Annotated in this window: 11 protein-coding genes; 9 read left to right on the top strand and 2 right to left on the bottom strand. The window is 68.1% G+C overall.

Annotated elements, in window-relative coordinates:
- Positions 1-2 precede the first annotated feature (2 nt).
- Complete coding sequence (locus Sa4125_RS04290; RefSeq protein WP_224004031.1) at positions 3-1,046, top strand: ornithine cyclodeaminase; 1,044 nt, start codon at positions 3-5, stop codon at positions 1,044-1,046.
- On the opposite strand, the gene Sa4125_RS04285 is transcribed toward Sa4125_RS04290, so the two are convergent.
- Positions 1,043-2,044 (bottom strand): GlxA family transcriptional regulator, encoded by a 1,002-nt coding sequence (locus tag Sa4125_RS04285; RefSeq protein ID WP_224004029.1) that lies wholly within the window; start codon positions 2,042-2,044, stop codon positions 1,043-1,045. The genes Sa4125_RS04290 and Sa4125_RS04285 overlap by 4 nt on opposite strands.
- A gap of 84 nt (positions 2,045-2,128) precedes the next feature.
- Between Sa4125_RS04285 and Sa4125_RS04280 the strand changes: the two genes are divergently transcribed.
- From Sa4125_RS04280 to Sa4125_RS04265, 4 genes are all read left to right on the top strand, one after another.
- Positions 2,129-3,382: a sarcosine oxidase subunit beta family protein gene (locus tag Sa4125_RS04280; protein ID WP_224004027.1), complete on the top strand. Its 1,254-nt coding sequence runs from the start codon at positions 2,129-2,131 to the stop codon at positions 3,380-3,382.
- A 294-nt stretch (positions 3,383-3,676) separates the two neighbouring features.
- Positions 3,677-3,958 carry a sarcosine oxidase subunit delta gene (locus tag Sa4125_RS04275; RefSeq protein ID WP_224004025.1) on the top strand — a complete coding sequence of 94 codons (282 nt, stop codon included), beginning with the start codon at positions 3,677-3,679 and terminating at the stop codon, positions 3,956-3,958.
- A complete protein-coding gene (locus tag Sa4125_RS04270; protein WP_224004023.1) occupies positions 3,955-6,930 on the top strand; it encodes a sarcosine oxidase subunit alpha family protein in 2,976 nt (991 codons plus the stop codon). The genes Sa4125_RS04275 and Sa4125_RS04270 overlap by 4 nt, the downstream gene beginning before the upstream one ends.
- The gene (locus tag Sa4125_RS04265; protein WP_224004021.1) at positions 6,923-7,531 is read left to right on the top strand and encodes a sarcosine oxidase subunit gamma family protein; all 609 of its coding nucleotides are present in this window, start codon (positions 6,923-6,925) and stop codon (positions 7,529-7,531) included. The genes Sa4125_RS04270 and Sa4125_RS04265 overlap by 8 nt, the downstream gene beginning before the upstream one ends.
- A 228-nt stretch (positions 7,532-7,759) precedes the next feature.
- On the opposite strand, the gene Sa4125_RS04260 is transcribed toward Sa4125_RS04265, so the two are convergent.
- Positions 7,760-8,515: an SDR family oxidoreductase gene (locus Sa4125_RS04260; protein WP_224004019.1), complete on the bottom strand. Its 756-nt coding sequence runs from the start codon at positions 8,513-8,515 to the stop codon at positions 7,760-7,762.
- 133 nt (positions 8,516-8,648) lie between these two features.
- Here Sa4125_RS04260 and Sa4125_RS04255 point away from each other — a divergent pair, with 133 nt between their 5' ends.
- The 4 genes from Sa4125_RS04255 (at position 8,649) to Sa4125_RS04240 (ending at position 12,171) form a co-directional block, all read left to right on the top strand.
- Positions 8,649-9,542: an AraC family transcriptional regulator gene (locus tag Sa4125_RS04255; RefSeq protein WP_224003998.1), complete on the top strand. Its 894-nt coding sequence runs from the start codon at positions 8,649-8,651 to the stop codon at positions 9,540-9,542.
- A 295-nt stretch (positions 9,543-9,837) separates the two neighbouring features.
- The gene (locus Sa4125_RS04250; RefSeq protein WP_224003996.1) at positions 9,838-10,491 is read left to right on the top strand and encodes an XRE family transcriptional regulator; all 654 of its coding nucleotides are present in this window, start codon (positions 9,838-9,840) and stop codon (positions 10,489-10,491) included.
- Positions 10,492-10,591: 100 nt separating this feature from the next.
- Positions 10,592-11,485 carry a glutamine amidotransferase family protein gene (locus Sa4125_RS04245; RefSeq protein ID WP_224003994.1) on the top strand — a complete coding sequence of 298 codons (894 nt, stop codon included), beginning with the start codon at positions 10,592-10,594 and terminating at the stop codon, positions 11,483-11,485.
- A complete protein-coding gene (locus Sa4125_RS04240; protein ID WP_224003993.1) occupies positions 11,485-12,171 on the top strand; it encodes a protein glxC in 687 nt (228 codons plus the stop codon). The genes Sa4125_RS04245 and Sa4125_RS04240 overlap by 1 nt, the downstream gene beginning before the upstream one ends.
- The last annotated feature ends 10 nt before the right edge of the window (positions 12,172-12,181 follow it).

The raw sequence follows: 12,181 nt of genomic DNA, 5'->3' as shown, positions 1-12,181 counted from the left end.
CTATGGACCGCAAGCTCAACCTCGTGCCCTTCGTCAGCGTCGACCACATGATGAAGCTGGTGCTGTCGATCGGCGTCGAGCGCTTCCTCTTGGAGCTCTCCGCCTTCGTCGAGGAGGATTTCGCCCGCTGGGAGGTCTTCGACAAGACGGCGCGCATCGCCTCGCACAGCGCCGAAGGCGTGATCGAGCTGATGCCGACCTCGGACGGGGCCATCTACGGCTTCAAATACGTCAACGGCCACCCGAAGAACATGCGCGACGGCCGCCAGACGGTGACCGCCTTCGGCGTCCTTGCCGACGTCGCCAACGGCTATCCCGTGCTGTTCTCGGAAATGACCATCCTCACCGCGCTGCGCACCGCCGCGACCTCGGCCGTGGCGGCAAAACACCTGGCGCGCAAGGATTCGCTCACCATGGCGATCATCGGCAATGGCGCACAGTCGGAGTTCCAAGCCCTCGCCTTCAAGGCGCTGCTCGGCATCGACCGGCTGCGCCTCTACGACATCGACGCTTCGGCCAGCGAGAAATGCCGCAGGAACCTCGCCGGCTTCGGCTTCGACATTACCCTCTGCCAGAGCGTCGAGGCGGCGGTCGAGGGCGCCGACATCGTCACCACCGTGACCGCCGACAAGCAGAATGCCACCATCCTCACCGACAACCTCGTCGGCGCGGGCCTCCACATCAACGCCGTCGGCGGGGACTGCCCGGGCAAGACCGAGCTCCACCCCGGCATCCTCCACCGCGCCGACATCTTTGTCGAATACCCGCCGCAGACGCGCATCGAGGGCGAGATCCAGCAGCTCGCCCCCGACCACGTCGTGACCGAGCTGTCGGAGGTGATCGCCGGCCGGGCGGTCGGGCGCCGCGATGCCGCTCAGATCACGCTGTTCGACAGCGTGGGCTTTGCCACCGAGGACTTTTCCGCCCTGCGCTACGTCAAGGCAAAACTGCCGGGCACCGGCTTCTATGCCGAGATCGACCTCCTCGCCGATCCGGACGAGCCGCGCGACCTGTTCGGCATGTTGCTGCGCGCGGCGGCGACCTAGCCGTTTCGCGAGCGCCGCTCCCCGGTCGGCGGCACGCCGAATTTTTGCCGGTAGGCCCGAGAGAAATGGCTGCCGCTGGCAAACCCCGTGGCGACGGCGATCTCGGTGGCGGACAGGCCGCTCTGGCGCAGCAACTGGCGGGCGCGATCAAGACGCAGCGACAGGTAGAAGCGCTCGGGGCTGGTGCCGAGATGGGCTGAAAAGAGCCGGTCGAGCTGGCGCAGCGAGAGGCCGGCGATTCTGGCGAGCGCCGCGCGGCCGAGCGGCTCTTCCAGCTGGCCTTCCATGGCGCCGACGACGGCTTCGAGTTTCGGGCTCGAAATGCCGAGGCGCTCGCGCGGCGCCAGGCGCTGGCCGCCGCTCCCCGGGCGCACATGCGCCTGCAGGAACCAGTCGCTGACGGCACGGGCAAGTTCTCCTCCGTGCGCCTCGGCGATCACCTGGTGCATCAGGTCGAGCGCGGCGACGCCGCCGGCGCAGGTGAGCCGCCGCCCGTCGATCTGGTAGAGCGAGGGAACGAGCGTCACGTCAGGAAAATCCTCGGCGAAGGCGGCGGCGTGCTCCCAGTGGACGGTGGCGTGGTGGCCGTCGAGAAGGCCGGCACGGGCGAGGATCACCGGACCGCCCGAGACGCCGCCGATGACGACGCCCTGCCGCGCCAGAGCGCGCAGCCAGGCGAAGGTCGCAGCGTCGTCGAACGCGGCCGGGTTGCCGCCGGCGCAGACGATGAGCATGTCGGGGCTCACGCCCTCCCCGGGCCCGCCATCGACGTCGAGGACAAGGCCGCTGGAAGCTTCGACGGGCCGGCCATCGGGCGAGACGTGACGCCAGGCGTAGAGCGTGCGACCGGCCAGCGTGTTCGCGGCGCGCAAGGGCTCCAGTGCCGAGGCGTAGGACATCAGGGCAAAGCCGGGAATGAGCAGAAGCGCGACGCGCGTCACGGCCGAGGGCGCCTTTGCGTTGACGACATCGCTCGTCGCTGCGTCTTTCCAGGTCAAGGAAGCGTCTCTCCCGTGCAAGGCCATGTCCGGCAATGACGGATGATGGCGCTTGGTTCAAGCCTTTGCCGCCGGAATTGCCCCATGCGCTATTCGTTTTTCTCGCTCGCGCTGAACGCTTTGTCCGGCCACCGGCGCTGGCGGCCTGCCTGGCGGGACGCAGCGCCGAGACCGGACTACGACGTCGTCATCATCGGCGGCGGCGGGCACGGGCTGGCGACGGCGCATTATCTGGCCAAGAACCATGGGATCACAAATGTCGCGGTGATCGAGAAGGGCTGGATCGGCTCGGGCAATGCCGGCCGCAACACCACGATCATCCGCTCCAACTACATGCTGCCCGGCAATTTCGCTTTCTACGAACTGTCGATGAAGCTCTGGGAGGGGCTGGAACAGGATCTCGGCTACAACGCCATGGTGTCGCAGCGCGGCGTCCTCAACCTCTTCCACTCCGACGCCCAGCGCGACGCCTATATCAGGCGCGGCAATGCGATGATGCTGGAGGGGATCGACGCCGAACTCCTGTCGCTCGACGACGTCCGGCGCGAAATGCCGTACCTCGCCTTCGACGACGCCCGCTTTCCGATCAAGGGCGGGCTGATGCAGCGGCGCGGCGGCACGGCGCGGCACGACGCCGTCGTCTGGGGCTATGCCCGCGCGGCGTCAGAGCGCGGCGTCGACATCGTCCAGAACTGCGCCGTCACCGGATTTTTGCGCGATGCCTCGGGCGCGGTCACCGGCGTCGAGACGAGCCGCGGGCCGATCCGGGCGAAGAAGGTGGCGATGGCGGTGGCCGGCAATTCCTCGCGCGTTGCCGAGATGGCGGGGCTTCGCCTGCCGATCGAAAGCCATGTGCTGCAGGCCTTCGTCTCCGAGGCGATCAAGCCGATGATCGACAATGTCGTCACCTTCGGCGCCGGGCATTTCTACATCTCGCAGTCCGACAAGGGCGGTCTCGTCTTCGGCGGCGACATCGACGGCTACAATTCCTACGCCCAGCGCGGCAACCTGCCGACGGTGGAAGACGTCTGCGAGGGCGGCATGGCGCTGATGCCGGGGATCGGCCGGGTGCGGATGCTGCGCTCCTGGGGCGGCATCATGGACATGACCATGGATGGCTCGCCGATCATCGACAAAGCGCCGGTCGAGGGCCTCTATATCAATGCCGGCTGGTGCTATGGCGGCTTCAAGGCGACGCCCGCCTCCGGTCACGCCTTCGCCCATCTCATCGCCACCGACAGGCCGGAGCCGACGGCCTCAGCCTACCGGCTGGACCGCTTTCGGCGCGGCCATGCTATCGACGAAAAGGGCCAGGGCGCCCAGGCGAACCTGCATTGAGCCGCATGATGGAAACGGCACCGACATCTCAGATCGTCATCCTCGGGGCCGTAGCCCCGGGGACCCATGCCGCAACGGGAACGTCGTTCGACGTCTCCCGTCGATCGCCGCTCAAGCCTTCGTGCGCGCCTCGACGTCGAGGCATGGATCCCCGGGGCCAAGGCCCCGAGGATGACGAAGTTCAGAGGACTGCGCCACGTTTTACGGCTGTCGCGGCGCCAGCCCGTCGCGTCACCGTCACGGCCTTCCCCGCGCTCGTCGCCCTGACCATTCCCACCCCTGGGGAGTTCTAGCATGCGCATCGACTGCCCCTATTGCGGATCGCGGGATCTGCGCGAGTTCAGCTTTCTCGGCGACGCCGACGCTGCCGCCGGCGGCTGGGAGGCCGACGTCTCGCCCGAGAGCGAAGCCGATCGCGTCTATCTCCGGAGCAATCCCGCCGGTCGCCACACCGGGCTCTGGTACCACGAGGCCGGCTGCCGTTCCTGGCTGCTCGTCGAGCGCGACACCGTGAGCCACGCGGTGCATTCGGTCCAGCTGGCGGGCGCGGAAGCCGGACGCGAGGGCGGGCGATGAGCGCCGCTCCTTACCGTCTTCCCACGGGCGGCCACATCGATCGCACCAAGTCGCTGCGCTTTCGCTTCGACGGAACGTCGTATGACGGCTTTGCCGGCGACACGCTGGCCTCGGCGCTGCTGGCCTCGGGCGTGCGGCTGGTCGGGCGTTCGTTCAAATATCATCGGCCGCGCGGCATCGTCACGGCCGGCCCCGAGGAGCCGAACGCCCTCGTCGAACTGCGTGAGGGCGCGCGGCGGGAGCCGAACACCAAGGCGACGACGGTCGAGCTGTTCGACGACCTCCGGGCGCGGAGCCAGAACCGCTGGCCCTCGCTCGGCTTCGACGTCGGCGCGGTCAACGGCCTGTTCTCGCCCCTCCTCGTCGCCGGATTCTACTACAAGACCTTCAAATGGCCCTCCGCCTTCTGGGAAAAACTCTACGAGCCGGCGATCCGTCGCGCCGCGGGCCTCGGCCGCGCGGCGGGGCTTCCCGATCCCGACGCCTACGAAAAGGCCTTCGCCTTCTGTGACGTGCTGGTCATCGGCGCCGGTCCCGCCGGGCTTGCCGCGGCGCTTGCGGCCGGCCGAGCTGGTGCCCGCGTCATCCTGTGCGAGGAGGATTTCGCGCTCGGCGGACGGCTGCTGGCCGAGAAGGACACGGTCGACGGACTGCCGGCCGCCGGCTGGGCGGACCGCGCCGTCGCGGAGCTCATGGCTCTGCCCCATGTCCGGCTGATGCCGCGCACCGCCGTCTTCGGCGCCTATGACGGCGGCACCTTCGGCGCGATCGAGAAGGTTTCCGACCACCTGCCCGTGCCGCCGGATGGGCAGCCGCGCCAGCGCCTCTGGCAGATTACGGCAAGACGCTCGATCCTCTGCGCCGGCGCCGTCGAGCGGCCGCTGGTCTTTGCGGGCAACGACCGGCCGGGCGTGATGATGGCGTCTGCCCTGCGCACCTACGCCCAGCGCTTCGGCGTCTTGCCGGGGCGAAACGTTTCGGTCTTCACCAATGGCGACGACGGCTGGCGCACCGCCTTCGACCTCGCCGAGGCCGGCGCCGCGATCGAGGCGGTCGTCGATTCGAGGGCGACGATCCCGGCCGCCCTCGAAGAAAGGGCCAGGCGTCTCGGTGCGCGCGTCGTCGCCGGCGGGCGGGTGGTGGCGACGCAGGGCGGCAAGAGCCTTGCCGAGATCACCATCGCCCGCGCCGATGGCGGCCTGTCGCGCATCCCGACCGACCTCCTGGCGATGAGCGGCGGCTGGAATCCGGCGCTGGCGCTATCCACCCATCTCGGCGGCCGCCCGTCCTTCTCGGACGCGATCGCCGCCTTCGTGCCGGGCACGCCGCCTGAAGGCATGGCGGTCGCCGGCGCCGCCAACGGCACGATGACGCTCGGGCGCGGGCTCGGCGAAGGCCATGCCGCCGGCACGACGGCGGCCGAAGCCTGCGGCTTCTCCGCATCGAGCGGCCTTGCGCCCCTCGCGGACGACGAGGCCGCCGCGCTCACACCGCTCTGGCACGTCGCGGGCAAGGGAAAAGCCTTTGTCGACTTCCAGCACGACGTCACCGCCGCCGACATCGCGCTGGCCCACCGCGAAGGCTTTCGCTCGGTCGAACATTTGAAGCGCTACACGACGCTCGGCATGGCGACGGACCAGGGACGGCTGTCGAACATCAACGGCCATGCCATCATGGCCGAGCTCGCCGGCCGCCCGATCCCGGAAGTCGGCACCACGGTCGCCCGCCCACCCTATGCGCCGGTCGCCATCGCCGCCTTTGCCGGCACCGCGCGCGGCCGGCATTTCAAGCCGACGCGGCATATCCCGGCGCACGCCTTTGCCGCCGAACAGGGAGCGACCTTCATCGAGGCGGGGCCCTGGCTGCGGCCGCAATGGTATGCCCGCCCCGGCGAGGCGGACTGGCTGAAAACGGTGACGCGCGAGGCCCGCAACGTGCGCGAGAATGTCGGGCTCTGCGACGTCTCGACCCTTGGCAAGATCGACGTGCAGGGGCCGGACGCCGCCGAATTCCTCGACCGCGTCTATGCCAACGCGATGGCGAGCCTTGCGGTCGGGCGCGCCCGCTACGGGCTGATGCTGCGCGAGGACGGGTTCGTGCTCGACGACGGCACGGTGGCGCGGTTTGCGCCTGAGCATTTCGTCGTCTCGACCACCACGGCCAATGCCGGGCGGATCATGAAGCACCTGAATTTCCTGTCCCAGGTGCTCTGGCCCGACCTCGACGTGCAACTCGCTTCCGTCACCGAGGCCTGGTCGCAGGTCGCCATCGCCGGCCCGAAATCGCGGGCGCTGCTGCAGGCGATGCTCGGCGACAGCATCGATCTGGCGAACGCGGCCTTCCCCTTCATGGCCGTGGCGGCCTTCGACTGGGCCGGCATTCCGGTCAGGCTGTTTCGCATCTCCTTCTCCGGCGAACTCGCCTACGAGATCGCCGTCCCCGCCGATTACGGCGAGGCGCTCGCGCGGGAACTGGCCAAGACGGGCGAGGCTTTCGGCGCCATGCCCTACGGCACCGAGGCACTAGGCGTGCTGCGCGTCGAAAAGGGCCATGTCGCCGGCAACGAGCTGTCGGGCACGACGACCGCCGGCGATCTCGGTCTCGGCCGCATGCTGTCGACGAAGAAGCGCTTCGTTGGCAATACGCTCGCCTTCCGCGAGGGTCTCGTCGATCCCGACCGTCTGCGCCTCGTCGGTTTCAAGCCGGTCGACCCCGCGCGAAAAGTCTCGGGCGGAGCGCACTTCCTTGATACGGGCGCGGCGCCGATGACGGCGAACGATCTGGGTTACGTCACCTCGGTCGTTTTCTCGCCGGCGCTCGGCCAGTGGATCGGCCTCGGCCTGATGAAGCGCGGCCCGGAGCGGATCGGCGAGCGCCTGCGCGCCGTCGACCTCCTGCGCCGCACCGATGTCGAGATCGAGATCTGCTCGCCCTGTTTCGTCGACCCCGAGGGGAGCCGCCACCATGCTTGACCGCCCGCGGCTTGCCGCCGTCTCCGCCTTCGCCCGCCTCGCTCTACCGACCGCCGGGGACGGACGCGCCGGCGTGACCGTCGCCGAGCGCCATCCGCTCGGTCTTGCCACCGTGACGCTGCGCCGGGGCGCCGAAACGGCCCTGCGCGACCGGCTGGCTCAAAGCTTCGGCATCACGCTGCGATCCGGGCCAAAAGTCTCCCACGGGGACAGGGTGAGCCTCATCGGCACCGGTCCGCGCAGCTGGCTGGCGATCGCGGCCGGAAACGATCCATCCTTCGCCAAAAGGCTCGGCGCGGATCTCGCCGGCACCGCCTCGGTCGCAGACCAGTCCTCGGGCTATGGCGTCCTCAGGCTGTCCGGCCCCTCGGTGCGCGCCGTCCTGGCCAAGGGCGTGCCGCTCGATCTCGACGCTTCAGCCTTTTCGCCGGGCGACAGCGCGGTGACGCTCGCCGGCCATGTCGGCATCGTCCTGTGGCAGGTGGACGCGGCGCCGACCTACGACATCGCGGTCTTCCGCAGCCATGCCGCCGATTTTTGGGCCTGGCTGACGACGAGTTCGGCCGAATATGGCGTTTCCCTCGACGCGCCGATCGCCTGACAGGGCGGTCCCGCTGGCGTCTATGGGCGGTCCGGGCGCCTGCTCAACCGCTGGAGGCACGTCGATCCGGGATCATGCAGGAATGGCCACCAAAGGACGGCCGGTTTCGACCCTTCACAGCCATTCTGACAGCATGGCGGCATCTCCAGAAGCTGCCGTCGAGCGGCCTCTCCGAGGATGCGGCGCGCGACGGGACGGCCTACACCACGGAATGTCCCGTCGAAGGTGTCAGATGGTCTGGCCGCCCGACACCTCGATGCGCTGGCCGTTGACCCAGCGGTTGTCGGGTCCCAGGAGACTGGCCACCATCGGGCCGATGTCGTCCGGCAGGCCGACGCGTCCGAGCGCCGTCATGCCGGCGAAGGCGGTGTTGTAGTCGGGGATGTCGCGCACCGCACCTCCGAGGAAATCGGTCTCAATGGCGCCCGGGGCGACCGTGTTGGCGGTGATGCCGCGGCCGCCGAGTTCCTTCGCCATGTATACGGTCAGGACCTCGACCGCCCCCTTGGCGGCGGAGTAGGCTGAGAAGCCGGGAAAGGAGACGCGGGTCAGACCGGACGAGAAGTTCACGATCCGTCCGCCGTCCGCCAGCACCGGCAGCAGCGCCTGTGTCAGGAAGAACACGCCCTTGACGTGAACGGCGAACAGCTTGTCGAACTGCATCTCCGTCGTGGACGCAAAATCTGCCATTTCGCCATGGCCGGCATTGTTGACGAGGTGGTCCAGCGTGTCGCGGCCCCAGGTATCGCGCAGCGCGTTCCGCAGTGTCTCCACGAAGGCCGGAAGCGCCGAGATGTCGCCCGTGTCGAGCTGCAAGGCAACCGCCTTGCGACCGAGCGCCTCGATCTCGGCAACGGCGGCCTGCGCATTGGCCTGACCGCTCTGGTAGGTAAGGATCACGTCGCCGCCATGCCGGGCGATGCTGATCGCTATGTTGCGGCCGAGACCGCGGCTGCCGCCTGTCACGAGAGAGATGGGGGTCATGGATGTCTCCGAGTTGGGGTTCGGTCATCCTTATGCCGCACCTGCCCGTGACGCCGTTGCACGATCCTCCCTGAAACTTGCCTGATTCTCCTGCCGCGTTGCCGTCGTCGGCGCCGGCATCTATGGTCGTGCCATGCACGATCCGCTTCTCAACCACGCCCGGCGCTATGCCGACGCTCATGCCGACCGCAACGGCGTCGCCGCAACGCCCGTCGACGGCTTGGTGATCCTGCGCGAGACAGCGCCGACCATGCTGCAATATGCGGTGTCGAAACCCTTGGTGGCCTTGGTCCTTCAGGGCGGCAAGCGCGTGACGATGGGGAGCCGGAGCTTCGACTTCGGATCGGGCGAGTCGCTGGTCATCTCCACCGATGTTCCCACCGTCAGCCAGATCACCTTGGCCAGCCGCGTCTTGCCTTATTACTCGCTGGTTCTCGAACTCGACCCCTCGATCATTGCGGGACTGGTCGGCCAGATGGGATCGGTGCCGTTCGAGATAAACCAGCCGATCCGGGTCGATCCGACCGAAGGGGAAGTCGCCGACGCCGCGTGGCGACTGCTGCGTCTGCTCGAGAAGCCAGAGAGCCTCAAGGTCCTGGAGCCTCAACTCCGCCGCGAGATGCATTACTGGTTGCTGAGTGGCCGCCATGGGGGTGCGATCCGGGCCTTGGGCGTGACCGATAGCAATGCCGGGCGGATCGGACGGGCCGTCGCGATCCTCCGTCTTCGCTATGCCGAACCGATTAAGGTCGAGGCTCTGGCGGACGCGGCCGGAATGAGCCTCTCCGCCTTCCACGTCCACTTCCGCAACATGACCTCGCTGTCTCCGATCCAGTTCCAGAAGCAGCTTCGCTTGATCGAGGCGCGGCGGCGAATGCTGGCGGAGGGGCAGTCGGTCGCGGTCGCAGCCTATGATGTCGGCTACGAGAGCGTCCCGCAGTTCACGCGCGAGTATGGTCGCATGTTCGGTCAACCACCCGCGCGTGACATCCGCCAAGCGCGAGCACAGATGGTGGCGGTGGCCTGAGACTGCATCGGATATTCATGACATTTCGGAGCACAGGCGGCGGTCCGCGAAGGGCGGCCCTTACACGCCGACTTCCCGAAAGCTGCCTGACCGGTTTCCACCCAGCCCAGCCATTAGCCAGCACTCGCGGCAAGCCCGTTTGTCGGCGTTCGTCGCCTAATGTCGCATAGACCGCGCGCCACGCGTTGGTCAGTCGGCAATTGTGCCAAGGCGTGTTTTGACAGACTGGCCGTTGTGGCCTTTGGTTCGGGGAAAGGACTGCCTGCCAGTCCGGATTCTCAAGAAGCGAGGCAGGATGACGAGCGACAGGACGGGCAGCGACGGCCCAGACGACACCGAGCTTGCGACCGGATCGAGCGCGCCGCGAACCGAGCACCGCAACCTGGAGCGGGCGCTTGGCGCGCATGTTCGCCGGCTGCGGCGGCAGAAGGACCTGTCGATCGCCGATCTGTCGGCGGCGGCCGGCATTTCCAGCGGCATGCTGTCGAAGATCGAGAACGGCCAGATCTCGCCCTCGCTGACGACGCTGCAGGCGATCGCCTCGGCGCTGGGCGTGCAGATGTCGACGCTGTTCGCCGAGTTCGAGGAGCAGCGCGACTGCTCCTTCGTCCGGGCGGACCAGGGCGTCATCATCGATCGCCGCGGCACCAAGGCGGGGCATGTCTACCGCCTGCTCGGGCACGGCCTGCGCAACGACGTCGTGGTCGAGCCCTATCTGATCGAGCTGCACGAGGACGCCCTGCCCTACACGAACTTCCAGCATGCGGGCACCGAGTTCATCTTCATGCTGACCGGCAGCGTCGCCTACCGCCATGGCGAGCGGACCTACGAGCTGTCGCCCGGCGACGCCATGCTCTTCGATTCCGCCGCGCTGCACGGCCCGGAGCGGCTGAACCAGCTGCCCTGCACCTATCTCTCGATCATCGTCTACAGCCGCGAGCAGCCCTGACCCGCATCCGCTCGCAAGAATTCGCCCGGCGCGCATTGACGGGCCGGCGCCCCCGACATATTCCTGTGAATTAGAAAACTTCACTCATAGGAAACACGCCATGTGCGGGATCGTCGGGCTCTTCCTGAAGGGGCCGAAACACGAGGGCGAGCTCGGCTCGCTTCTTTCAGGGATGCTCGAGGTCATGTCGGATCGCGGGCCGGACAGCGCCGGCTTCGCCGTCTATGGCGCGGGATCCGGCGGCAGCATCAAGCTGACCCTCCGGGGCACGGACGCCGCAAGGCTGCGCCAAGTCATCGCCAGCCTCGGGGAGGCGCTGGGGGAAAGTCTCGCCCCGGTCTTTCACGACACCCACGCCGTCGTCGTCGTGAAGGACGGCCAACTGGCCGACGCCCGCGCCTTCCTTGCGACGCAGGATGCCGTCAGCCTCGTCGGCGCCGGCGAGCGCATGGAACTCTACAAGGAAGTCGGCCTGCCCGGCGACGTCGCCGGCCGCTTCGGCCTTGCCGCGATGTCGGGCACGCACGGCATCGGCCACACCCGCATGGCGACGGAATCGGCGGTGACGACCCGGGGTGCCCACCCCTTCTCCACCGGCACCGACCAGTGCCTCGTCCACAACGGCTCGCTGTCGAACCATGCCTCGCTGCGGCGGATGCTGTCGCGCGAGGGGATCGGCTTTGCCACCGACAACGATTCCGAGGTCGCCGCGGGCTATCTCACCTGGAAGATGCGGGAGGGCTCGACCCTCAGCGAGGCGCTGGAAGAGGGCCTCGACGATCTCGACGGTTTCTATACCTTCGTCGTCGGGACGGAGAAGGGATTTGCCGTCTTGCGCGATCCGATCTCGTGCAAGCCGGCGGTCATGGCCGAGACCGAGGACTATGTCGCTTTCGGCTCGGAATACCGGGCGCTCGCCGGCCTGCCCGGCATCGAGACGGCGCGCGTCTTCGAGCCGGAACCGGCGACGGTCTATGTCTGGGAGCGCCCGTGATGCCGAGTTTCGACCTCGCCGCCGCGCCGCTGCGCGACCTCAACCAGGCGCTGCATGCGCTGCCCGAGACGACGAACGAGACGCACTGGGTGATCGACAATCCCGGCGGCAAGCACGCCATCGCCTGCGGCCTCGATGCGCCGATCACCGTCGAGGTCAACGGCCATGTCGGCTACTATTGTGGCGGCATGAACGCCCGGGCGACCATCCGCGTCTCCGGCAATGCCGGCGTCGGCGTCGGCGAGAACATGATGTCGGGCGAGATCCGCATATCCGGCGACGCCAGCCAGGCGGCGGGCGCCACCGCGCATGGCGGCCTCCTCGTCATCGACGGTAATGCCTCGGCCCGCTGCGGCATCTCGATGAAGGGCGTCGACATCGTCGTGAAGGGGTCGATCGGCCCCATGAGCGCCTTCATGGCGCAGGCCGGCAATCTCGTCGTCCTCGGCGATGCGGGCGAGGCGCTGGGCGATTCCATCTACGAGGCAAAGCTGTTCGTGCGCGGCTCGGTCGCCAGCCTCGGCGCAGACTGCATCGAAAAACCGCTCGGGCCGGAGGAGATCGAAGCGCTGGAAGGCGTCCTCGCCAAAGCCGGGCTCGAGGATGTCGCGGCAAGCGATTTTCGCTTCTACGGCTCGGCCCGCGGCCTCTATCATTTCCACGTCGACAATGCCGACGCCTACTGAACGGGTCCCG

It is taken from the genome of Aureimonas sp. SA4125, assembly GCF_019973775.1.
Lineage (GTDB): Bacteria > Pseudomonadota > Alphaproteobacteria > Rhizobiales > Rhizobiaceae > Plantimonas.
This window is presented reverse-complemented; position numbering and strand designations above follow the sequence as displayed.